Annotated in this window: 27 protein-coding genes and 2 pseudogenes; 16 read left to right on the forward strand and 13 right to left on the reverse strand. The window is 27.3% G+C overall.

Translation table 11 applies throughout. The features are described 5' to 3' along the window. Together GM111_RS08260 and GM111_RS05965 are read left to right on the forward strand one after the other, a co-directional pair. Nucleotides 1–215, forward strand: a pseudogene (locus tag GM111_RS08260) (sugar ABC transporter ATP-binding protein); the annotation flags it as partial. 110 nt (nucleotides 216–325) lie between these two features. Next, nucleotides 326–736, forward strand: coding sequence for an ImmA/IrrE family metallo-endopeptidase (locus GM111_RS05965; protein ID WP_197034510.1), 411 nt, complete (start codon nucleotides 326–328; stop codon nucleotides 734–736). Between the two features lie 43 nt (nucleotides 737–779). On the opposite strand, the gene GM111_RS05970 is transcribed toward GM111_RS05965, so the two are convergent. The 6 genes from GM111_RS05970 to GM111_RS05995 all read right to left on the reverse strand — a co-directional run bounded on the left by GM111_RS05970 (nucleotide 780) and on the right by GM111_RS05995 (nucleotide 6,694). Further along, complete coding sequence (locus GM111_RS05970; protein ID WP_156300136.1) at nucleotides 780–1,046, reverse strand: HPr family phosphocarrier protein; 267 nt, start codon at nucleotides 1,044–1,046, stop codon at nucleotides 780–782. A gap of 77 nt (nucleotides 1,047–1,123) precedes the next feature. Then, nucleotides 1,124–2,374 carry a transcription termination factor Rho gene (rho, locus tag GM111_RS05975; RefSeq protein ID WP_156300138.1) on the reverse strand — a complete coding sequence of 417 codons (1,251 nt, stop codon included), beginning with the start codon at nucleotides 2,372–2,374 and terminating at the stop codon, nucleotides 1,124–1,126. Between the two features lie 13 nt (nucleotides 2,375–2,387). Further along, nucleotides 2,388–2,990 carry a ribonuclease H family protein gene (locus GM111_RS05980; protein WP_156300139.1) on the reverse strand — a complete coding sequence of 201 codons (603 nt, stop codon included), beginning with the start codon at nucleotides 2,988–2,990 and terminating at the stop codon, nucleotides 2,388–2,390. A gap of 2 nt (nucleotides 2,991–2,992) precedes the next feature. Then, nucleotides 2,993–3,211 carry a hypothetical protein gene (locus GM111_RS05985; protein ID WP_156300141.1) on the reverse strand — a complete coding sequence of 73 codons (219 nt, stop codon included), beginning with the start codon at nucleotides 3,209–3,211 and terminating at the stop codon, nucleotides 2,993–2,995. 115 nt (nucleotides 3,212–3,326) lie between these two features. Then, nucleotides 3,327–4,943, reverse strand: a complete 1,617-nt coding sequence (locus GM111_RS05990) for a PTS transporter subunit EIIC (RefSeq protein WP_156300143.1) — start codon at nucleotides 4,941–4,943, stop codon at nucleotides 3,327–3,329. Nucleotides 4,944–5,038: 95 nt separating this feature from the next. Continuing rightward, nucleotides 5,039–6,694 (reverse strand): formate--tetrahydrofolate ligase, encoded by a 1,656-nt coding sequence (locus GM111_RS05995; protein ID WP_156300145.1) that lies wholly within the window; start codon nucleotides 6,692–6,694, stop codon nucleotides 5,039–5,041. A 225-nt stretch (nucleotides 6,695–6,919) separates the two neighbouring features. On the opposite strand from GM111_RS05995, the gene GM111_RS06000 reads away from it, so the two are divergent. From GM111_RS06000 to GM111_RS06045, 10 genes are all read left to right on the forward strand, one after another. Continuing rightward, on the forward strand, nucleotides 6,920–7,357 hold the full coding sequence (locus GM111_RS06000) for a hypothetical protein (RefSeq protein ID WP_156300147.1): 438 nt from the start codon (nucleotides 6,920–6,922) through the stop codon (nucleotides 7,355–7,357). Continuing rightward, nucleotides 7,350–7,778 carry a hypothetical protein gene (locus GM111_RS06005; RefSeq protein WP_156300149.1) on the forward strand — a complete coding sequence of 143 codons (429 nt, stop codon included), beginning with the start codon at nucleotides 7,350–7,352 and terminating at the stop codon, nucleotides 7,776–7,778. The genes GM111_RS06000 and GM111_RS06005 overlap by 8 nt, the downstream gene beginning before the upstream one ends. A gap of 100 nt (nucleotides 7,779–7,878) precedes the next feature. Next, nucleotides 7,879–8,487 (forward strand): JAB domain-containing protein, encoded by a 609-nt coding sequence (locus tag GM111_RS06010; protein ID WP_156300151.1) that lies wholly within the window; start codon nucleotides 7,879–7,881, stop codon nucleotides 8,485–8,487. Nucleotides 8,488–8,500: 13 nt separating this feature from the next. Then, complete coding sequence (gene ricT, locus GM111_RS06015) at nucleotides 8,501–9,016, forward strand: PSP1 family protein (RefSeq protein ID WP_156300152.1); 516 nt, start codon at nucleotides 8,501–8,503, stop codon at nucleotides 9,014–9,016. A gap of 333 nt (nucleotides 9,017–9,349) precedes the next feature. After that, nucleotides 9,350–9,964, forward strand: coding sequence for a methyltransferase (locus GM111_RS06020; protein WP_156300153.1), 615 nt, complete (start codon nucleotides 9,350–9,352; stop codon nucleotides 9,962–9,964). After that, nucleotides 9,954–10,226, forward strand: a complete 273-nt coding sequence (locus tag GM111_RS06025; protein WP_156300155.1) for a cupin domain-containing protein — start codon at nucleotides 9,954–9,956, stop codon at nucleotides 10,224–10,226. Before GM111_RS06020 ends, GM111_RS06025 begins: the two co-directional genes overlap by 11 nt. A 1-nt stretch (nucleotide 10,227) precedes the next feature. Then, on the forward strand, nucleotides 10,228–10,800 hold the full coding sequence (gene coaE, locus GM111_RS06030) for a dephospho-CoA kinase (protein ID WP_156300157.1): 573 nt from the start codon (nucleotides 10,228–10,230) through the stop codon (nucleotides 10,798–10,800). Continuing rightward, complete coding sequence (gene yihA, locus GM111_RS06035) at nucleotides 10,800–11,375, forward strand: ribosome biogenesis GTP-binding protein YihA/YsxC (protein WP_156300159.1); 576 nt, start codon at nucleotides 10,800–10,802, stop codon at nucleotides 11,373–11,375. The genes coaE and yihA overlap by 1 nt, the downstream gene beginning before the upstream one ends. Nucleotides 11,376–11,394: 19 nt before the next feature. Beyond that, entirely contained in the window at nucleotides 11,395–11,958 is a 564-nt protein-coding gene (locus GM111_RS06040) for a LemA family protein (protein ID WP_156300161.1), read from the forward strand. 1 nt (nucleotide 11,959) lies between these two features. Next, entirely contained in the window at nucleotides 11,960–13,726 is a 1,767-nt protein-coding gene (locus GM111_RS06045; protein ID WP_156300163.1) for a DUF2207 domain-containing protein, read from the forward strand. Nucleotides 13,727–13,767: 41 nt separating this feature from the next. Here GM111_RS06045 and GM111_RS06050 read toward each other — a convergent pair whose 3' ends face one another. From GM111_RS06050 to GM111_RS06065, 4 genes are read right to left on the reverse strand one after another with little or no spacing between them, the layout of a single operon-like run. Further along, complete coding sequence (locus GM111_RS06050; RefSeq protein WP_197034511.1) at nucleotides 13,768–14,418, reverse strand: MgtC/SapB family protein; 651 nt, start codon at nucleotides 14,416–14,418, stop codon at nucleotides 13,768–13,770. A gap of 8 nt (nucleotides 14,419–14,426) precedes the next feature. Continuing rightward, nucleotides 14,427–15,491 carry an ABC transporter ATP-binding protein gene (locus GM111_RS06055; protein ID WP_156300167.1) on the reverse strand — a complete coding sequence of 355 codons (1,065 nt, stop codon included), beginning with the start codon at nucleotides 15,489–15,491 and terminating at the stop codon, nucleotides 14,427–14,429. Between the two features lie 14 nt (nucleotides 15,492–15,505). Beyond that, nucleotides 15,506–17,215 (reverse strand): ABC transporter permease, encoded by a 1,710-nt coding sequence (locus GM111_RS06060; RefSeq protein WP_156300169.1) that lies wholly within the window; start codon nucleotides 17,213–17,215, stop codon nucleotides 15,506–15,508. A gap of 54 nt (nucleotides 17,216–17,269) precedes the next feature. After that, the gene (locus GM111_RS06065; protein ID WP_156300172.1) at nucleotides 17,270–18,298 is read right to left on the reverse strand and encodes an ABC transporter substrate-binding protein; all 1,029 of its coding nucleotides are present in this window, start codon (nucleotides 18,296–18,298) and stop codon (nucleotides 17,270–17,272) included. Between the two features lie 312 nt (nucleotides 18,299–18,610). Here GM111_RS06065 and GM111_RS06070 point away from each other — a divergent pair, with 312 nt between their 5' ends. The 4 genes from GM111_RS06070 (at nucleotide 18,611) to rpmB (ending at nucleotide 21,170) form a co-directional block, all read left to right on the forward strand. After that, the gene (locus GM111_RS06070) at nucleotides 18,611–19,279 is read left to right on the forward strand and encodes an ATP-binding cassette domain-containing protein (protein ID WP_156300174.1); all 669 of its coding nucleotides are present in this window, start codon (nucleotides 18,611–18,613) and stop codon (nucleotides 19,277–19,279) included. Continuing rightward, nucleotides 19,279–19,941, forward strand: a complete 663-nt coding sequence (locus tag GM111_RS06075; protein WP_156300176.1) for a methionine ABC transporter permease — start codon at nucleotides 19,279–19,281, stop codon at nucleotides 19,939–19,941. The genes GM111_RS06070 and GM111_RS06075 overlap by 1 nt, the downstream gene beginning before the upstream one ends. After that, complete coding sequence (locus GM111_RS06080) at nucleotides 19,941–20,717, forward strand: MetQ/NlpA family ABC transporter substrate-binding protein (protein ID WP_156300178.1); 777 nt, start codon at nucleotides 19,941–19,943, stop codon at nucleotides 20,715–20,717. Before GM111_RS06075 ends, GM111_RS06080 begins: the two co-directional genes overlap by 1 nt. A 189-nt stretch (nucleotides 20,718–20,906) precedes the next feature. Then, the gene (rpmB, locus tag GM111_RS06085) at nucleotides 20,907–21,170 is read left to right on the forward strand and encodes a 50S ribosomal protein L28 (RefSeq protein WP_156300180.1); all 264 of its coding nucleotides are present in this window, start codon (nucleotides 20,907–20,909) and stop codon (nucleotides 21,168–21,170) included. 320 nt (nucleotides 21,171–21,490) lie between these two features. Here rpmB and GM111_RS06090 read toward each other — a convergent pair whose 3' ends face one another. The 3 genes and pseudogenes from GM111_RS06090 to glpX all read right to left on the reverse strand — a co-directional run bounded on the left by GM111_RS06090 (nucleotide 21,491) and on the right by glpX (nucleotide 23,264). Then, on the reverse strand, nucleotides 21,491–21,778 hold the full coding sequence (locus tag GM111_RS06090; RefSeq protein WP_197034512.1) for a transposase: 288 nt from the start codon (nucleotides 21,776–21,778) through the stop codon (nucleotides 21,491–21,493). 10 nt (nucleotides 21,779–21,788) lie between these two features. Continuing rightward, nucleotides 21,789–22,097 (reverse strand): annotated as a pseudogene (locus GM111_RS06095) (transposase zinc-binding domain-containing protein); the annotation flags it as partial. Nucleotides 22,098–22,247: 150 nt separating this feature from the next. After that, a complete protein-coding gene (gene glpX, locus GM111_RS06100; RefSeq protein WP_156300186.1) occupies nucleotides 22,248–23,264 on the reverse strand; it encodes a class II fructose-bisphosphatase in 1,017 nt (338 codons plus the stop codon). Nucleotides 23,265–23,431: the final 167 nt, after the last annotated feature.

Consider the following 23,431-nt stretch of genomic DNA (forward strand, 5'->3'; position numbering starts at 1 on the left):
AAAATAGTTATACACAGGTAGGAGAAGTATCGGTAGTAGAACAAATGGGAAATGAAGAATATATCTACTTTAAACTAGCAGGATTACAAATGACATGTAGAATGAATGTAGATGGAATAAGTGATACTAACAAACATGGAAGTGAGAGATTCTACTTTGATACAAGTAAAGCACATATCTTTGATATAGAAACAGAAGAAAACATAAGTTTATAATTTGATATTTTTCTTTCTTTAATTTATATATAAATCCCCTTTATGGGGATTTTTTATTGACAAATATTTTAAATGAATATATTATATAATAAAAAAATATGGAGAGTGTAATGTCTATTAAACAGGTAGTTGATGAAATAGTTGATACATATAGAACTAATGATCCAAGTAGTATTGCTAAAAAAGCAAATATTGAGGTAATGTATAGAGAACTTGGAAATATAAAAGGATTTTATAAAAAAATGGGAGAAATGAAATTTATTGCAATAAATGATGACTTATCAGAATTTATGGAGAAAATGGTATTAGCACATGAATTGGGTCATGCCTTTCTACATGATGATGATGCTATAGAATTTAAAGAAAATTTCATTAATGCATCTTCATTTTTAGAAAAAGAAGCAAATACTTTTGCAGCTTATTTATTATTTGGATATATGAATGAAGAAGAGGAAGAGTATTATTTAGTGGATGATGAAGAAGAAAGAATATTTAGATATTTAAAAGGATTGATAAAATAAAAATGCGTTGGTTTTTCCAACGCATTTCTTATTTTATTATTTATTAATCTACTAAAGTTGATAATAATTCTGCCATTTCTTCAACTGCTTTTTCAGCACTTGGACCTTCAGCAGATACTGTTACTTCAGCGTCTTTTTTAATACCTAGAGATAAAATTTTTACTAAAGAATCAGCTTTAGCTTCTTTACCATTGTATGATAACATGATTTGAGTTCCATCTTCTTTGAATTCTTTAGCTTTTTTAACTATAACTGAACCTGGTCTTGTATGTATTCCAGTTTCGTTAATAATTGTTACTGTTTTTGACATATTTTCTTCCTCCTAGAATTTATATATATAAGTAGATTTTACACTACATTTTAATGTTTGTCAACCTTTTATTATTGTTATAATTTCAATTCATAATCGATATTTTCAAGTAAGTCTCTATTAGTGGAATATCTCTTAATTAAATCCATTAAAAACTTAAGTGCTTCAGCTTCGTTAAGCTTTAATAAGAATTTTCTTAATTTAAGTATTGCCTCGAATTCTCTTTTTGAATAAAGTAATTCTTCTTTTCTTGTACCACTTTTTAGAATATCAACAGCAGGGAAAAGTCTTAATTGTTGAAGAGTTCTATCTAGGACTAATTCCATATTACCTGTTCCTTTAAATTCTTCAAATATTACTTCGTCCATACGACTTCCAGTTTCTATTAATGCTGTAGCAAGTATAGTTAAACTACCTCCACCTCTTATCTTTCTAGCAGCTCCTAAGAACTTTTTAGGCATGTAAAGAGATTTAGGATCTATACCTCCTGAAAGTAGTTTACCGCTTGAAGGCATTTCTATATTATATGATCTTGCAAGTCTTGTTAAACTATCCATTAATATTACTATATCATTACCTTTTTCAATTTCTCTTTTTGCAGCTTCTAAAACTTTTTCAGTAACACTTAAATGAACTGAAGTATTTTCATCGAATGTTGCAGCAAAAATTTCAGCATTTTTAACATTTTCTTTTATATCAGTAACTTCTTCTGGTCTTTCGTCAATTAATATTATCCAAACTTGTACATCTTTATTGTATTTTAATATATCATTTGCTAAATCAGAAAGTATAGTAGTTTTACCAGCTTTTGGAGGGGCAACTATTAATCCTCTTTGTCCTTTACCAATAGGAGCAATTAAATCAATAATTCTTGAAGAATTAGTTCCTTCTCCTAAATCTAATCTTTCTATAGGATATGAAGGTATTAAATCATCAAACATTGGTCTTTGACGACTTAGTTCACCTTTTTCACCATTTACATATATTAATCTTAACAATCCAAAATTTTTCTCATCATTTAGTGGCTTTCTTACTTCTCCAACTATTACATCTCCTTGTCTTAAACCAAACTTTTTGATTTGAGAGTTAGAAACGTAAACATCTATATTTTGAGGTGTATTTCTTAAGAAACCATATGTTTCATTTATTATATCTAATTCACCATAAGAATATATTAATCCTTGATCGGTAGCAAGACTATAACATAATCTATTTAATAATTCCATTTTAGGGATAGTAGAATATCCTTCAATTTTTTGCTCTTTAGCAAGTTTTCTTAAATTGGTAAGACTAAGATTACCTAATTCATCTAAAGTAATTTCTTCCATTTTAATTCCTTTCCTATTTATGAAATCCTATATCTGCAGGATTAATATCACCAGATATATGTAATATTTCTCCACCCATATTTTCAAATTCTTTTCTTAATTCTAAAACTTTTTGAATTAAAGAAATAGTGTCCTCATCAATATTATCTTCTTTATATCTACCTAATGACCAAAAATCAATAATTAATTTTGAATCTCCACATATTTTTTTTACATTGTATTTTAAAGCGTATTTTAAGGCAATAAATAATCCTGTTAATTCACCAAAGTTATTTGTACGATCTTTATTTAAAAAATAGTTTCCATATTGATTGATTTTTTCATGCGGCATTATGAAAGGTAGAAGTGAATCACCATATACATCACATACTTTAACTTCTACAGTAACTTTTCTACCAGTTCCTGAGTCAAAGTATATGGCATCTTTGTATAATTCTGAAGTTTCTCTAGATTTTGGAGTGTATAAAGCACCAGATTCAAGCCATTCTGTTGCTTCTTTTTCGTTATTAAATTTTTTAAATCTTGCATTCTTACCTTTAGTAAGAGCCTGACATTCATTCCAAGAGTTAACTATACCATATTGTTTTTCTTCCTCTAGATAATATGCATATACCATATTTATTCCATATCTTTAATATCAACAACATTAAAGTTTGCTGATTTTACAAAGTATTTAATCATATCATTTGATGTTACTGTATTTAAAGAAAGTGTTATAGAATTATCATCTAAATCAGCTTCTAAATCATCAACTTCAGGAAGACCTAAAAGTATAGTAGAAATTTGTTTAACTTGTTTTACCTCGTTGAAATTTTCTAGTGTAATTTTCTTTTTCATATTTAATACCTCTCATTGATTTTATATATTAATTATATCAAAAAGACTAGTTAAAGTAAAGCTTGGAGTAAATAAAAAGTTGTGGTGAAAACCACAACTTTTATATGTTTATAAATTATATTTTATATTTATCTCTAATTTTATTTTTGTAAATATCTGCTTGAGTACCATATATTAATTGAACTCCGTTTCCAGATCTTATTACACCTTTTGCTTGTAAAGCTTTCCATGTGTCATCTCCACTTACTTTTTCAGGATCTTTTACTGTAACTCTTAATCTTGTTATACAAGCATCTATATTTTCAATGTTTTCAACTCCACCTAAGTTAACTACTATTTCATCAACTATAGATTTTTCTTCTTTAGAAGCATTGTAATCACTTCTAGTATATAATTTGTTTTCTCCACCTTCTCTACCTGGAGTAGCAAAGTTGAATTTAAGGATTAAGTATTTAAATATGAAGTAGTATAATACAGCGTAAACAGGTCCTAAAATTAAGATCCAGTAGTATGAAGTTTTAGCTGGTCCTTGTAATAATCCGAAGAATGTAAAGTCAATAATTCCACGAGAGAATGTTATACCAACTGCAACGTTTAATACATACATTAACATATATGCAATTCCTTCTAAAACAGCATGTATTACATATAATACTGGTGCAACGAATAAGAATGTGAATTCTATTGGTTCTGTAATACCAGTTAAAAATGATGTTAAAGCAGCAGATAATAAGATACCTTTTATAATACCTTTATTTTCATCTTTAGCTGTGTGATACATAGCAAGTGCAGCAGCAGGTAATCCGAACATCATTGGAAGGAATCCTCCTGTCATTGTTTTAGTAGCAGCAGCACTAAAGTGTTTTATAGTAGGATCAGCAAGTTGTGCGAAGAATATATTTTGTCCTCCTGCAACCATAACTCCAGCAACTTCTTCGTATCCTCCAAGTTGAGTATACCAGAATAATGGGTAAATTGCATGGTGTAATCCAAATACATTTAATAATCTCATTGTAGTACCATAGAAGAATGTTCCTATTGCCCCTGTAGCAGCAAATAATTCTCCAGCTTTAACTATTAATAAGAAAATGCTTGGCCAGATGAAAGGGAAGATTGCAGCTATAGGGATGAAGATTAATATTGTCATAACTGGAACTAATCTATTTCCACTAAAGAATGCTAAGTAATCTGGTAATGTTTTATCAGAGAATTTGTTAGTAATTAATGCAGAAGTTATACCTGTTACAATACCTCCAAATACTCCAGTTTGTAAAGTGAATATACCTAATTCTCTAGCATATAATGCAGCAGTACCTCTTGCAGCTGATTCTGTTAACCCTGAAGCAAGTAATGCATCATAAGTAACCATATCAGGTGTAATTCCTTTAAATGTAAGAATAGTGTTAATAATTGTATGGAATAGTAAGAATCCTAAAACAGCTGAAAGAGCAGCAGTTTCTTTATTCTTGTTAGCCATTCCTATTGCAACCCCAACTGCAAATAATAATGGTAAGTTAGCAAATACAAATAATCCTACGCTAAAGAATAATTGCATTAAATAATTAATTGGTGTACCTGGTGCTAAGAATGTTAGGTTATATGTGTTAATTAACACTGGGTTAGTAAATGATCCCCCAACACCTAGTAATATTCCCGCCATAGGTAATACAGCTATAGGCAACATAAATGCTCTACCTATTTTTTGTAATACAGAAAAAAAGTTGTTTTTCATCTTTTTCCATCCTTTCATATTATATATGTTTACATAAGTATACCATATAATTGTGAATAGTCAACTTACAAAAAATAGCTGCAAAAATGCAGCTATTATGATAGTCCAACTATATTTCCTTTTTCATCTATATCTATGTGCTCTGCAGCTGGTACTTTTGGTAAACCAGGCATATCCATAATATCTCCAGCCATTACTACTAAGAATCCTGCTCCTGCAGAAATATTAATATCTGTAACTTTAAATGTGAAGTCTTTTGGTCTTCCTAAAAGTTTAGGATCATCAGAAATTGATGCTGGTGTTTTAGACATACAAATTGGTAAATTTGCAAATCCTTTTTCAGTAAATAATTTAACTTTTTCTAAAGCTAATTCTGAATATTCAATATCTTTTGCTCCGTAAATTTCTTTACAAATAGTTTCGATTTTTTCTTCTATACTTTGATCTAATGAATATAGGTATTCGAATACTGAATTAACATTTTCAGATGGAATTTCTTCAACATAGTCTAAAACTTCAACTATTTCTTTAACTAAAGCCTCAGCACCTTCTCCACCTTTAGCGTGTATTTCAACTGGTACAGCAACAACACCTTTAGTCATAGTGAAGTCTTTAATTGTATTTAAGTCTTCTACAGTGTCATCAGCGAATTTATTAATTGCTACAACTACTGGTAAGTTGAATTTTTTAATATTTTCAATATGTTTTTCTAAATTTTCAAGTCCAGCTTCTAAGTTTCCACTACCGTGATGTTTAAGTGCTCTTACAGTTGCTACAAGTACTACCATATCAGGTGTGATTGAAGCTTTTCTACATTTAATATCGAAGAATTTTTCAGCTCCTAAATCTGCAGCAAATCCTGCTTCAGTTACAGTATAGTCTGAAAGTTTTAAAGCAAGTTTAGTTGCTAATATTGAATTACATCCATGTGCTATATTTGCAAATGGTCCACCATGTATGATAACTGGTGTATTTTCAGTAGTTTGTACAAGGTTTGGTTTAATTGCTTCTTTTAATAATACAGCAGCAGCACCATGAGCATTTAAATCTTTAGCATAAATAAATTCTCCATGAATATTTTTAGCTACTATTATATTTCCTATTTTTTCTTTTAAATCATGTAAGTCTTCAGCAAGACATAATATAGCCATTATTTCACTTGCAACAGTAATCTTGAATGCTGCATCATGAACAGGACCGTTAATTTTACTTCCTTGTCCAATAGTTATATTTCTTAATGCTCTATCATTCATATCAAGTACTCTTTTGAAATAAATACTATTTAAATCTATTTCAAGCTCATTACCTCTATTTAAATGGTTATCTAGCATAGCTGCAATTAAGTTATTTGCAGATGTGATAGCATGGAAATCTCCAGTAAAGTGTAAGTTAATATCTTCCATAGGTAATACTTGTGAATAACCTCCACCAGTAGCTCCACCTTTTAATCCAAATACAGGTCCAAGAGACGGTTCTCTTAAAGCTGCAATAGAAGAATATCCAAATTTATTGAATCCTTGAGTTAATCCAACAGAAACTGTAGTTTTTCCTTCACCATATGGAGTAGGAGTAATAGCAGTAACTAAGATTAATTTTCCATTAGCTTTTGATTCTAATCTTTCTAAAATGTCTAAATTTAATTTAGCCTTGTATTTTCCATAAAATTCAATGTCGTTTTCTACACCTATTTTTTTAGCTATTTCTTCAATAGGAAGTAATTTTGTTTTTTGTGCAATTTCTATATCTGTCATTTGAACACCACCTTATTTAGTTTTCTTAATTTTATCACACTTATGTAAAAAAATCTATTTAAGTCAAAAAATTAACGAAGTAAAAAGAATATTTTCAAAAATTAATATTGTAAAATTAGAAAAAATGAGGTAAAATTTTATAAAGATAAAAACTTGACAAATTTTTCGGGGGAAGATATAATAAATTGAAGATTTTTATAATGTTAAAAGAAAGGAGGAAAAAGTATGAAAACGGTATATAAAAGAAGTATTTCTAAAATGCTTACTGGTATAGTAGGAGCACCTATAGGTGGGGTTATAGTTGCAGGAATTGCTTCATTTTTCTTAGACACTAAAAATGCAGTTGGAATAGGAATTTTTATTTGTCTAGTTTTATTATACATGGCTATATTCTCAGATAATATAAAGTTTGAAATCGAAGGAACTACTTTTAGATACTTTGTGAGAAATAAGCTGGTTAAAGAATATGAATTAAAAGGCGCAAATGTATCATATAATATTAAACAATCTTCTACAGCAGATGATATGAATTTATATATCAATGGAGATACAATTGATTGTGCACCATTAGGGATAAATAAGTTTGAAATGATGTTTTATCAAATAGAAAAATTAACTGGAATTAAACAAAAAATTATAGTAGGAGGAAAGAAAGATGAGTAAAAATTTAATATTAATATATGGAGGTATTTTATCTTTATTTGCAATTTTTACAATTGTTTCACATTTCATGAATAAAAAAGCAATGTTAAAAAGTGGAGACGAATTTTTATCTAAACATCCAAATGCAATAAAAGTATTTACAAAAAGTGGTGGATTTATTGTAACAGATGTAATGAATGTAAGAAAAGTAAATGGAGAATATGCAACGTTATTTAGTAGTAAAGAAGGAGAAGGATTTTATGCATTACCTGGTAATAATGAAATAGTTGCAGAATTTTCTTGGACTAGACCTGGAGTATTACATAAGACAGTAACAACTTCAACTGGTGAAACTACTTTTGAAGTTGAATTAAAATCTGGAAGAGATTACATACTTACTTTTGATAAAAAAGAATCTACATTTAAAATTGATGAAAAATAGAAATAGTGAGGGTGCTAAAATATTTTAGCATCTTTTTTTGTTGTTTGATTTTACTAAAGTTATATGGTAAAATATGGTGAGGTAGCACAAGGGGTGAAAAGTGAGTGAAATTGAATTACTTGAAGAGTTAATTGGAGTGGTTGAAAAAAAGAAAACAGCTTGTTTACAAGCAAGAGAAATAATAGAAAAATATGGTAGTATTTCAAATGTTTTAAGAGAAGATGTTAAGGTATTTGAAAATTTAAGTATGCTTTCTAAAAATTCAAGAAAGATATTTGAATGTATAACTAAGATATATAGACATATAATTTATGAAGAATGTTTTGGGGAAGAAAATAAAATTTCTTGTTTTGAAGAATTAGTAAAATACTTAAAGTTTCATTACAAAGATATGGAAAGAGAAGTCTTTAAAATACTTTATTTTAATTCTAAAAATATTTTGATAAAAGATGAAAATATCTTCTATGGAACTATAGATAGAAGTATAGTTCATGTTAGAGAGATAGTAAAAAATACCATGAAATACAATGCTAAGTCTATTATAGTGGTACATAACCATCCTAGTGGTAGTTTAGATCCATCTAAGGATGATAAAATGTTAACGGAAAAATTGAAAGAATTATTGGAATTTTTAGATGTTAGATTATCAGATCATTTGATAATTTCTAATAAAGGTTATTATAGTTTTTTAGAAAATGGAGATATTTAAGGAAGAGGTAAGAATGAATATAGTAAATATTAGATTTAGAAAGACAAAAAAAGTTTATCCTTTCTATATTGAAAATGTTGATGAGTATAAGAAAGGTGATTATGTTATAGTTGAAACTATTAGAGGAAATCAAATAGGAGTAGTACTAGGAGAGAATAAGTTAAATAATGTAAACTTAGAAACTGAAGAAGAGGATTTAAAAATAAGAAAAGTAAAAAGAAAATTAACTGAAGAAGAAGTTAAAAAATTAGATGAATTAGATGAAAAAGCCAAAGAAGCTTATTTCATTTGTAAAAAAATAGTTAAAAGAGTATTACCAGAAATGAATCTAGTAATAGGTGAATATATGTTTGGTGGAGAAAAATTAATATTTTACTTTACTGCAGAAGGAAGACTTGATTTTAGAGAATTAGTTAAAGAAGTAAATAAAGCATTTAATAGAAGAGTTGAATTTTATCAAATAAAATATAATGATGAAGGAAGAATACTTAATTCATTTGGAAAATACGGAAGAGAAATATATTGGTAAAAAAGGCTAGAGCAATCTAGTCTTTTTAAAAAATTAAATCAAGAAAGGTTAAATTATGGATATAACTATAGTGATTTCTATTATACAGATTATTATTTTTTTAATATTTGTTTTTGGACTTTTTAGAATAATTACAGGAAAGATAAAAATGGGAATATTTTCTATGCTGCTATCTGTAGTATTGTATTTAGTATTTGTATATATTTTTGATTATTTGATTATATATTAAGATTGATATAGTAAGTAGAGAATTTTTATTCTCTTTTTTTTTATTATAAAAAATGGTATAATGTATATGGTTCTAAATACTTTAGGAAGTAGGAAATATTAGAAATGGAGCATTATTTAGAGAGTGTAGATTTAAAATTAAATTATGGGTCTGGGGCCTTAAATATTACGACGGATGCATTAGATTTAGTAGAATTTGTGAAGGGAAGTTTAGTAAATAATTTTGATTCAGGTGAATTTTTAGATATAGGAGCTGGAATAGGAACACTAACCTTTTTATTATATAAACAAAAAAATTTTAGCAAATTTCATGCAATAGAAATACAAAGAGATGTATATGATTTGTTAGTATCTAATATTTTATTAAATAATATAGATATAAAGGTATATAATATGGATATTAAGGAATTTAAAAGTGATGTTAAGTTTAAATTTATTATTTCTAATCCACCATTTTACAAAACTAATAGTGGATTTATGCCACAAGATGAAGTTTTAAAAATATCTAAATTTGAAGTAAGTTTAAAACTTTCAGAATTGCTTGATAGTGTAGATTTATTATTAGATGAATCTGGATATTTTTTTTTAATATTACCTATAGAGAGAGATAAAGAATTAAGAAAAGATAATAGATTTATTGTAGAAAGTTATAAAGAACATTCTAGAGGTAAAAAGACCTTTATAACTTATCTTTTAAGAAAGAGGAATTATGATAAATGAATATGGCGAAATAGTAGAAGTACTAATGGATGATAAAATAAAGGTTGAAAGAATTACATCTAATTCAAATACAACAGATTTTATGATATCTGATATAGATGAATATGTTTATTTATTAGAAGGAGAAGCTAAACTTTTAATAAATGAGCAAGAGATACTTTTAGAAAAAAATTCAGGTTATTATATTCAAAAAAATACAAGACATAAAGTAACTTATACAAGTATTGATTGTAAATGGCTTTGTGTGTTTATAAAGGAGTAGTATGATAGTAGGGTTAACAGGTTCTATAGGTGTAGGTAAAAGTAAAATTTTTGATTTCATTAAAACTGTAATGAAAGATGAAGCTAAATATATTGATGCAGATAAAATTACAGCAGAACTATATTCTTGTGATGAAGTTAAATCTTCTTTATTATCTATGTTTGGAACATTTGATAAAAAAGAAATATCTAAAATAGTTTTTTCTAATACAGAAAAGCTAGCAATGCTTAATAAATATATGCACAAGATTATTATTGAAAAATTAGAAAATGAAATTGAGAATTGTGAAATGGAATATATGTTTTTAGATGTTCCTTTAGTATATGAACTTAAATTAGAGTATCTATTTGATAAAATAATAGTAGTTTATGCACCGAGAGAAAAGCAGATAGAAAGAATAATAAATAGAAATGATTTAACACGTGATGAAGCAATTTCTCGTATTGAAAAGCAAATAGATATAGAAATTAAAAAACAAAAAGCAGATTATATTATAGATAATTCTGGAGATATCGATCAAAGCTATGTAAATACTTTAGATATCTTAATGAAAATAAAGTTAGGAGGTAAATAATGGAAGTAAAAAGTGCAGAATATTCAAGAAGTTGTATTAGACTTGCTGATTATCCAGAAAAAATGAATAAAACTGAAATAGCATTTGTTGGAAGATCTAATGTTGGTAAATCATCATTAATAAATACTATAGTTAATAGAAATAACTTAGCTAGAACAAGTAAAACACCAGGTAGAACACAACTAGTAAACTTTTTCTTAGTTAATAAAGATAGATATTTCGTTGACTTACCAGGTTATGGATTCGCAAAAGTACCTGCAAATGTTAAGAAGAACTGGGGAAATATTATATCAGAATACTTAAACTCAGAAAGAAAAAAAGTAGTATTTGTATTATTAGATATTAGACGTGTACCAAGTGGTGAAGATATAGAAATGTTAGAGTATTTAGAACATTATGACATAGAATACTATATAGTATTTACAAAATGTGATAAACTTTCAAATAATGAGAAGTTTAGACAACTTAAAGAAATTAGGAAAAAATTAGAATTTAGTAACGAAGATGTTTTCTTTCATTCTTCATTAAAGAATACAGGAACAACTGAAATATTAGATTTTATTGATAAATTATAATTTAAAAGGAGAGATGAAAATGACATTATTAGTAATTTTAGGAGTAGTAGCAGTAGTTGTATTATGGGCAATAGGAATATATAATAAATATGTTGGTCTAGAAACAGAAAATCAAGAAGCATTTAGTAATATAGGTACTTTTTTACAAAAGAGATTAGATTTAATACCTAATTTAGTAGAAACAGTAAAAGGTTATGCAAAACATGAAAGTGAAACATTACAAGAAGTAGTAGAAGCAAGAAGTAGAATGCTTAAATTAGATTTAAATGATGTTAAAAATTTAGATGAGATTAGAAAAATAGAAAATGAATTAACTAAAACTTTAAAATCAATAATGGCTTTAAGTGAGTCTTATCCAGATTTAAAAGCAAATATAAACTTTTTAGAATTACAAAAATCTTTAACTGATATAGAAAATCAGATTGAAGGTGCAAGAAGATACTATAATGCAACAGTAGGAGATTTAAATACATTTGTTAGAAGATTTCCTGTAATATTACTTGCTGGAGTATTAGGATTTAGAAAAGCAGAATTCTATAAAGAAGATGTAGAAGCTAAAAGCGCGCCAAAAGTGAGTTTTTAATATGAAAAAAATATTTATTTTTTTCTTTATATTTATTTCAATGTTTGCTTTTTCAGCTGAAAGTATATCAAATTTTGAAATGGATCTAGTAGTAAAACAAAATGGTGTACTAGATGTAACAGAAAGAATAACATATATTACAGATACTGAAGGCAAAAGAGGAATATATAGGATAATACCATTTAAATATGATAATGGTTCATATTTAAAGTTTGAAGATAGGGTTAAAGTTGAAGGGTTTGATGTTAGGTATAAAGACTTTGATGATGAAGTTGGACTATATAGTGAAGTTGAAGAAAATGTAATGGTATATAGATTAGGTAAAAGTGATGTGTTTTTACCTGCTAATAAAGAGATAACATACGAAATTAAATATAGTGTATATAATGTTATAAGAACTTCTGAAGACATTAAACAAATATACTTTAATGCATTAGGAAATTATTGGGAAATGCCTGTTGAAAAATTTAAACTAACTATTACAGGCATTAAAGGTGATGTTGAAGCATTTACAGGTTATGTAGGTGAAACAAATAAAGATTATGAAATTAAAGAAATAGAAAATGGTTATGAGATTACTACAACAAAAGTAAGTAATCCAGGAGAAGGACTATCATTTCTATTAAATTCAACTTCTTTTGAATATTCAACAATTAATTTATGGTATAACAGAATTAAAGCCTATCCATTAGTGATAGTATTAGGAATTTTATTCTTACCTATAATTCTAATTAATTTTTTAATTGCAAGAATAAAAAGTAAACTTAGATTTAAAAAATCAATAATGGTTGAATATTTGCCACCAGAAATTTCAGCATTAATAGCTAAAAGAATGGTAGGTAAAAGAGGATACTCAACTAGCTTTATTGTTGTATTATTTATGTTAATACAAAAAGGAATAGTTAAATTAAGAGAGAAAAATCCTGAGTATGAAAACTATGAAGAATACGTAGTAAAAGTTGGAGAAGAAGTACATCATAAGAAAAAAGATTTTGATGATTATGTTGAAAAACAATACTATATAGATGTAGAGGCTTATGAATATTATAAATCTCAATTATCAAAAGAAGAAAATATATTTTTAAATAAAATGTTACTTCATAAAAATGATATTTTTAAATCTAACATGGCAATAGCTGAGCTTGAAGGAAGTTTAAAAAATATTTTTGATAATGTTTATTCAAGAGAATATGAAATATCTGTTTATAAATATTTTTTTATCGTATTATTTCTGTTTTTATTTGTTGTTTTTGGTATAATAATGTTTGTAGGTTCAGGAATATTTTCGGAGTTCCCTATAGTTATAGCATTGGGGTTATTAATGTTCTTTACATTAGCTAATGCAGGAAGCGTAAAAAAATATACTGAAAAATATAATGAAGAATTTCCAAAGGCAAAAGGGTTTGAAAGATTCTTACAAAAAACTGAGGTTGATAGACTAAAATTCTTTAAAACAGAAGAAGAAGTAATTGCATATTTTAGACAAATATTACCTTTTGCTATAGCATTTGGTTTAGAAAATCAATATTTAAAAATGCTTGATAATGTAATTTCGAGTATGTCTTTAAATACTGAAAGAGTTCATAATTATTTACATTATTCACATATATATAATAGACCATATTATGATAGAGTGATTAATAAGAGTATAAGTGAGACTATAAATAACAGTAAAAGACATGGTGGAGGATCATCATTTTCAGGAGGATTCTCATCTTCAGGTTCATCTGGTGGTGGATTTGGAGGAGGAGGGGGAAGAAGTTGGTAATAAAAAAGCAGAAAATACATTTTTGTATCTTCTGCTTTTTATTATTCTATTTCAATAAATGTTACATTTTCATAAGCAAGTAATCTTTCTGATAATCCAACTTTATCAAAGTTTTTAAATGTTAACATATCTATTTCAATATCAATAATACTTCCATTTTTACTAATATTTACATTTTCTATAACAACATTATCTTTAATAATTTCGAGCTTTATTTTAGGGAAGTCTTGTAGAACTTCATTCATTTTTAGATATAACTTATATCTATTACCTTCATTTTTATGTAAGAAGGCACTTTTATGCATTACTGTTTGTAGTAATAGCATGATTACAGTTACAGCAAAACCTAAAAATACTAATCCTGATCCTATTGCCATTCCAACTCCAGCAGTTCCCCATATTCCAGCAGATGTAGTAAGTCCTGTAATAACATTATTATTTCTAACAAATATTATTCCAGCACCTAGGAATCCAACTCCGCTTACTATTTGAGATGCAACACGTGAAGCATCAAATTTAATAGAATCTTCAAACCCATATTTTGAAATTATCATCATAAGTGCTGAAGAAACAGCTACTATAGCATGTGTTCTTACTCCAGCACCTTTATTTTTACTTGTTCTTTCATAACCAATGGCAGCACCACAAAAACATGCTAAAAGTATTCTACCTAAGAATACAGCGTTTTGCATACTTGACATTATAATATATGGATTGAATTTTGATCAAATGCAAAACTCAAACTATCTCCAATTTTCTTAATTTCTTTTCCATGAGGGTTATTTAACACGATTTCAATAATTTCATCTTCGTTTTTAACTTCATATTCGTGATTTTCTCCCATGAAAATACTTTTTGAAACTTCTAAAGTATGTTTAGATTCAGTAAATTTAATAGATTCTGGTCTGATTACAACTTTAACATCACTACCAACTTCATAGTTTACAGCTTCATTTACTAGGTACTCTTGTCCTAATATTGAAATTAAAGTATTTTCTCCTCTGTGTTCTAATATTTTAGCATCTAATATATTTGCTCTACCAATGAATTTAGCAACAAATTCAGAATTTGGTTTTTGGTATATTTCTTGAGGTGATCCAACTTGAGCAATTTTACCATCTTTCATAATTACTATTTTATCTGAAAGTGCCATAGCTTCAGCTTGATCATGTGTAACATAGATTGAAGTTATTCCAACTTCTTGTTGTAATTTTCTTATTTCATCTCTCATGTGTAATCTTAATTTAGCATCTAAATTTGATAATGGTTCATCAAATAATAGAACTTCAGAGTTCATTATTAATGCTCTTGCAAGTGAAACCCTTTGTTGTTGTCCTCCAGACATTTGTGAAGGTACACGTTCTGCAAAGTCTTCCATTTTCATTAATTTTAAGATTTTTTCTACTCTTTGTTTAATTTCTTCTTTAGGTCTTTTTTGTATTCTTAATCCATATGCAATGTTATCATAAACATTCATGTGAGGGAATAATGCATAGTTTTGGAAAACCATTGCTATTCCTCTTTTATCTGGAGTTAAATATGCTATGTCTCTACCACTCATAGTGATATGTCCTTCACTTGGAGTTTCAAATCCAGCTATCATTCTTAGTGTAGTAGTTTTACCACATCCTGATGGACCTAATAGACATACAAATTCTCCTTCTTCTATTGCTAAGTTTACATCTTCAACGGCAACTACTCTTCTACCTTTAGGTGTAAATACTTTAGTTAAATTTTGTATATTTAATTTAATTGGTTTACTCATTTTCTATCTCCCTGTTATTTAGTTTTAGGTTCAAATAATTTCATAAATAGTTTCATAACTAACATAAATACTGATACTATTACTATTAATATAGTACAGTATGCTGCTGCAATACCTATTCTACCTTGGTCAACATTATCCATGATAGTTGGAGTTAATAATTTCCATTTAGCTGAGATTAAGAATACAACAGTTGAAACTAGTGTCATTGATCTTGCGAATGAATAAATTAATCCAGATAAGAAAGCTTCTCTTATCATAGGTAATGTAATCTTAGTAAATGTTTGAGCAGTACTTGCACCAAGTATTGTAGAAGCTTCTTCTATACTTGGGTCTATTTGATCTAGTGCAGCTATTCCTGATCTAACTCCTACAGGTAATGATCTAATAATGAATGCCATTATGATAATAAATCCTGTACCTGTTAAAGTAGGTATTAAAGTAATGTTTGTAAATGGTATGTTATATACTTTGTTATAGCTTAGTGCATATCCTATCCCTATAATAGTTCCAGGAATTGCAAGTCCCATCATTACAGTAAATTCTATAAATGTTTTTCCTATAAATTTTTTTCTTACTATTAAGAAAGCTATTATCATAGAGAAAACTGATGCAATAAATGTTGCAATTATTGATAGAGTTGTAGTAGTTATTATTGGGTTAATTCTATTTGCAAATTTAAATATTTCTTTATAGTTATATAAGCTTAAAGTATTATCTATACCAAATAATTTAGTAAAAGAACTAATAGGTATTAATATATACATTCCAATTACACAAATTGAAAGTAATATTAATATTATGCTTGCAGTTACTGTAGCAAATTTAGTATCTATTAATTCTCTTGAACGAGAAGCTTTACCTGTTACAGTTATATATGATTTTGAGTTAACATAATATCTTTGTAAAGTAAACATTGAAATAGATATTGTAAGTAATATTACAGATAATGCAGAAGCTAAACCTAATTGATAGTTACCTATACCTTCTTGGAAGATTTTAACTGCTATAGTTGTAAATTTACCTCCAATAACAAATGGGTTAGCATAATCGGCTATAGATTGTATGAAAACTAATAAGAATGCATTTGCAAGTCCAGGTACCATTAATGGTAAAGTTACTGTAGTGAATACTTTAAATCTATTTGCCCCTAATGAACGAGATGCTTCTTCAACAGATGGATCTATATTGTTTAATAATCCAACTAACATCATGTATGCTATAGGGAAGAAACTTAATACTTGTACTAATACTAATCCATGGAATCCATAAATTTCATATTCAATTCCTAACAAACCACGTGTAATTAATCCAGTTCTACCGAATAATAATATAGTAGATAATGCTACAATAAATGGTGGTGAAATAATAGGTAGTAATGCTATAAAGTCAAACGCAGCTTTTCCTTTGATTTTAATATATACTGTTAAATATGCAAATATGAATCCAATAATTAATGAAATAATCCCTGTAGTAAATCCTAATACTAAAGTGTTAAGTATAATTTGTAAATTACCAGAATTTTTAAATGAATCTATATAATTTACTATACTAAAACTTTCGTTTACTCTAATACTTTCTAAAAATACATTGTATAGAGGCACTAAAATAAAGAAGGCTACTACGACGATTGAAAAAATTATAGTTACCATAAGAATAGGATCGTTAAGCATTTTCCTAAAATCTTTAAGGCTACTTTTAACTTTTAATTTTAAATCTGACATAAATAATCCTTTCAATAAAATACAAGGGTAGAGCCCCCTTGTATTTTAATATTTTTATTTTTCTGGTATTGTTGAACTAGTTTCTTTAGTATATTTTTCTACTAAATCTTTTCTGTTTTTTCCAGCCCATTCAAAGTCATAATTTATTAATTTAGTATCTTTAATTGGTTCTGCTTCTTCAGGATTTTGTGCATTTTTGTTAGTTAAGAATTGGAATGATCCAACTGTTTTACCTAATTCTTGCACTTCTTTAGTTAATACCCAATCAATAAATTTCTTAGCAGCTTCACTATTAGGTGCATCTTTTAGTAAAGCAACAGCTCCTATCTCATATCCTGTTCCTTCACTTGGAGCTGAAATTATTATATCAGAATATCCTTCTTTTTGATATTTAATAGCATCATGTAAGAAAGTAATTCCTAAAGCAACTTCACCAGTTCCAACCATTCTTCCTGGAGCTGTTCCTGATTTAGTATATTGTCTAATTTGTCCGTCTAATTGTTTGAAGTAAGCCATTGCTTGTTCTTCACCCATTAATTGTACTAATGATGCAAGCATAGTATATGCAGTTCCAGATGATCCTGGGTGAGCAACAACAACTTCACCTTTGAATTTAGGGTCTAATAAATCTGCCCAAGATTTAGGCATTTCTAATCCTTTTTCTTCTAAGATTTTTTTGTTTCCAACAAATCCTAAGTATCCAACGTAGATTCCTGTCCATCTTCCGTCACCTGATTTGAATTGGTCTAAGATTTCTTCAGATGTTGGTGATACGTAAGGCTCAATTAAACCTTCTGCATCAGCAGCGATGATACCATCAACTGGTCCACCATACCAAACTGAAGCAACCATGTTATTTTTTTCAGCTTTTAATCTTGCTAAAGTTTCTCCACTACTCATTCTTACGAATTCTGTAGGTATTCCTGTTTCTGCAGTAAATTGCTCAGCAATTAATGCAGCGTGATCTTCTTGTAATCCTGCGTAGAATACTAATTTTTCTTCTGTTTTAGGAGCAGATTCTGTGCTTCCTCCACAAGAAAATAAAAAAGCTCCAAAAAGGATACTCATTAATAATTTTTTCATTTTTTTCCTCCGATTGTAAAATAAAATATTTGTGCAATAGTATTATACTCTATAATCTAAAAAAAAGCTAGTTTATATTTAATTTGCATAAATTATACATAAGATTTAGCAATGAAAAAAATAATAAAATAAAAAAATATAGTCTTTATTAAATAAGTTTTAACGCTACTTCAAAGTATTTTTGAGTAGACATATATTTCATAATATGAAACATTTTTTATTTTATGATAGTGGAAATATATATTTTTTGCTTTTTTTCAAAAAAATATAGATATAGAAAAATATATATGTTAAAATTAGTTAGGTGATAAAATGAATTTGAGGAATATTAACAAGAAAATTGGAAATTTTACATTAAATGTAGATTTAGAACTAAAAAAAGGTGAAATTTTTGGACTTATCGGCAAATCAGGTAGTGGTAAATCAACTATTTTAAAAATTATACAAGGATTAATTAAACCTGATAGTGGAGAAGTATTGATGGATGAAAATGTTGAAATGGCTGCAGTATTTCAATCATTTAATCTATTAAATAATAAAGATGTTTATTCAAATGTAGAACTACCTTTAATATTGAAAAAGCAAAAAGATTTATCAAAGGTTGATAAAGTATTAAATTATGTAGGATTACTAAATAAAAAAAATGAATATATTTCATCTTTAAGTGGTGGACAAAATCAAAGAGTTGCTATTGCAAGAGCTTTAGTTTCAAACCCAGATTTACTACTTTGTGATGAAGTTACAGCATCCCTTGATAAGATAAACAAAAATGAAATTATTTCACTATTTAAAAAAATAAATGTAGATTATGGCACTACTATATTATTTGTAACTCATGAGTTAGATATTGCTAAAAAAATATGTGATAGAGTGGCAGTAATAGAAAATGGAAAAATTTTAGAAATATTTGAAGTAAATAAGGACTTAGAAGATGATAAAGAACTTACTTATCTAGAATATGCAAAAGAGGTGCTAAAATAATGGATTATTATACAATAGAATTATTAACAGCAATTAAAGATACATTTATTATGGTTCTAATTCCAACTATCTTTGCAATATTAATTGGGATACCTTTAGGTTCATTACTTTATTTAACTAAAAAGGATGGATTAAAAGAGAATATGTATATATATCTACCTATTAATATATATATTAATGTGGTAAGAAGTTTTCCTTTTTTAATCTTGGTTATTGTTTTAATACCGCTTACAAGATTAGTTTTTGGAACAGCGTTTGGATTATTACCAGCTAGTTTTCCTATATGTTTTGTAGCTGTAGCACTTTATGCAAGATTTGTTGAGCAATCATTTCATGATGTAGATCTAGGAATAATAGATGCAGCATTATCAATGAAGGCAACAAGTTTTCAACTAGTATGGCATTTCCTATTAGTAGAAGCTAGAAGTTCATTAGTTTTAGGATTAACTTCAAGTATAATTAGCTTCATTTCTTACTCTACTGTAATGGGTATAGTAGGAGGAGGAGGTATAGGAGATTATGCTATTAGATATGGTTATCAAGAATACAATTATCCTTTAGTATATAAGGTAGTATCAATAATGATAGTAATTGTATTTGCAATACAAATTATAGGGAACTATATATCAAAAAATTTAGACAAAAGAAGGAGAGATTCTTAATGTTAAAAAAATTATTATTATTTTTCACACTAGTGTTTACTACTTTAACTTTCTCTAATGATAAAGTTATTAAGGTTGCTGCTGCAGGTTATCCAATGAATGAAATAGTTAAAATTGCTGCAGAAGATTTAAAGAAACAAGGTTACGATGTACAAATTACATTACTTACAGATTATGTTACTGCTAATGTTGGATTAAATGCAAAAGATTTTGATGCAAACTTCCACCAACATGAGCCATTTATGCAAGTATTCAACCAAAGAAATAATGGGACTTTAGTAAAAGTTCAACCTATTTATGATGTACATATTGGTTTCTATTCTAAAAAAATAAAAAATAAGAAAGATATACCTGATGGAGCAAGAATTGCAATTCCAAGTGATCCAACTAATCAAGATAGAGCGTTAAGAATATTAGAAAAAGAAGGATTAATAAAATTAGGTAAAAATACAGGGTTAAATAGTATAAATTATATAGTAGAAAATAAAAAAGGATTAAAAATTACTCCTGTTGGAATACCATCACTTGTACAAGCTTATCAAGAATTTGATTTAGCTTTTAACTGGCCATCACATATGTTAAAAATAGGGGTACATGTTAAAGATGCACTATTCTTAGAAAAAGACTCTAAAGGAAGATTTGCAGTAATGTTAGCTGCAAGAGAAGATAATAAAAATAGTAAAAAAATTAAAGATTTAGCAAAAGCTATGACTTCTAAAAAAGTTAAGGACTTTTTATTGAAGAATTATAAAGATGAAGGTTATCCAATGTTTTAAGGATTTGGCGAGAAATATTCTCGCCATAATTTTTAAAAATACCATCTAAAATAAAAAAGTTGCAATTTAGTTCTAGTTAGTGTATAATAATTTGGAAATTATAAAAATAATTAAAAATTATATCTTGAATAATATTACTACTTATGGTATAATTAAAATCTAGAAAAGAGAAAATTAGGAGGTGTAGATATGCAAATTTGTGAAGTATTTGGGAAAAAAGTAGGTCATGGAAACTTAGTAAGTCACTCAAATAGAGCAACTAAAAGAATTTGGAGACCTAATCTTCAAACTATGAAATTAATGGTTGATGGTAAAGAAGTTAAAGTTAGAGTAAGTACAAAAGCTATGAAAACATTAAAAGGTAAAAATGAAGATCAAGTGAAGAAAATATTACTTGAAAATAAAGATAACTTAAGCTCTAGACTTTCAAAAATCTTATTTTCAGCAAATTAATAGTGAAATCACCTTTTTTTAGGGGATTCACATAGAAAAAGGTGTTATAAGACACCCTTTTTTTTATTCTATAGGAAATTAGAATTCTAATAAGATGTATATAATTTTATTGATTAATGTAAAAAGAAGTTACAGTTTATAAAAAATAAAATTAATAAGTAAATTTGAGTAATACAAAAATATCTATTTAAATAATAGGCCATTAGGGTTATAGAATTTATGAATAGGAGGTCCAATAGAATTATTTATAAAGAGTTCATAAGCTTCAAGCTTAATACTGCATAAAAGGATCAAAGCCCCAAATAGCTTTAAAGTTCTTTCTAAAAAGAGAAGGAACTTTTAATCATCTTAAAATGTTTATAAGGTAAATGAAAAAGTAATTTAGTAACAAAATCTTGAATAGATAAAGTCTTATAAGTAATTTCTTTATTATTAGCTAAATCATTAAACATAAAAGTGAGAATATTTTTATTAAGATTAATATCAATAATTTTATACTCAGCAATAGGAACTCTAGCTAAATTAATAATACCTTTAGGGTTATTAACATCATTATCACCAACATTATAGAAGAATCTAACATCTTCTTTAATCATTTTAGAAGCCATATTTAAAGCATTATTGATTAGCAATAGAATTAACATGAAAATAATTAAGTTTTTTCTTTTTATCATGAATATTATGGAATTGATATTTGAAAATATTATTAATATCAGCAGCTAATTTAGAAAGAATAGTTTTATCATAAGCAATAAATTTTCTAAATTGTTGAAGAATAGTAAAAAGAACATGTCTATGAGGAATATTAATTAATTGATTAGTGATGGAGTTAGTCCATTTAATAGAGTAATAATAACCACAAGAATTACATAATCTAGATTTACAAGTAAGTTTCATTTTATGTTGAAAGTTACAGATATGACATCTAGATGAATTTGATTTTAGATGTCATGTTTATCACTCCTTTCTGTTATTTTTGTTTGGTGATTAAATTATACAGAAAAGAAAGAGGTGATTCAAGGGATTTTTTAAAATCCCAAATCACCTTTTTTTATAAAAAAATAGATGCAAATGCATCTATTTTACTAAATGATTGATTTTTTCATCTTTATAATCTAAATTGTGTATAGAATTGATATATCTTACTGTTTTAGAACTTCCTCTGATTAATAAAGTTTGAGTTCTAGCTATATTTCCACGTCTTTTAATTCCTTCTAATAAATCTCCAGAAGTTATTCCTGTAGCTGAGAATATAATTTCATTATCTTTGGCTAAATCATCAAGTTTTAATACAGCTCCTATAGTTAATCCTTTTTCTTCGCATCTACGTTTTTCATCTTTAGATATTTTATCATTTTCAAGTGAAACCCCTTTAACTTCACTACGTAATTTAAGTCTTGCTTGCATATCTCCACCAAGCACTCTAATAGCTGCTGCAGATATTACACCTTCAGGTGCACCACCAATTCCATAAAGAGCATCAAAGTCACTATCAACCATACAAGTAAGTATAGATGCAGCAACATCTCCATCAGGAAGGGCATAAACACTTACACCAATTTTTTGTAAATCATCAATTATTTTTTTATGTCTAGGTTTATCTAGAACTATTATAGTTAAATCTTTTAATTCTTTATTATTTGCTTTTGCAATAATTTCCATATTTTCTGTTAAAGGTTTTTCTAAATCTATTAAACCTTTAGCATTTGGGCCAACTATAAGTTTTTCCATATACATATCTGGAGCTTTTAAGAAAGAATCCTTTTTACCTATTGCAAGTACAGTAATTGCATTTGCTTGTCTTTGAGCTGTCATACGAGTTCCTTCTACAGGATCTACTGCTATATCAACTTCAAGATATTCTCCATCTGGTCTACCAAGTTTTTCTCCAATGTATAACATTGGTGCTTCATCAATTTCTCCTTCTCCTATTACAACTTCACCTTTTATTTTGATTCTATTTAACATTATTTTCATTGCTTCAACAGCTACTCTGTCTATTTCTTCTTTATTACCTCTACCTACTAATCTGTGTGCGGCAAGTGCAGCTGCTTCAGTAACTCTTGCAAATTCTAATGCTAACTCTCTTTTCATTTTTACCCCTTTCAAATATATGATAATATGGTACATAAAAATTATATCATAAATATTTATGCTGTGGTAGTATAAAAATGTATTTTTTTACTTTTTTCTTTAACTAATTTTTTAGTATTGACTTTTTATAGATTCAAGGTAATATATAGTGTTAGAGTGTAGTTCAA

This window comes from Streptobacillus canis, assembly GCF_009733925.1.
GTDB lineage: Bacteria > Fusobacteriota > Fusobacteriia > Fusobacteriales > Leptotrichiaceae > Streptobacillus > Streptobacillus canis.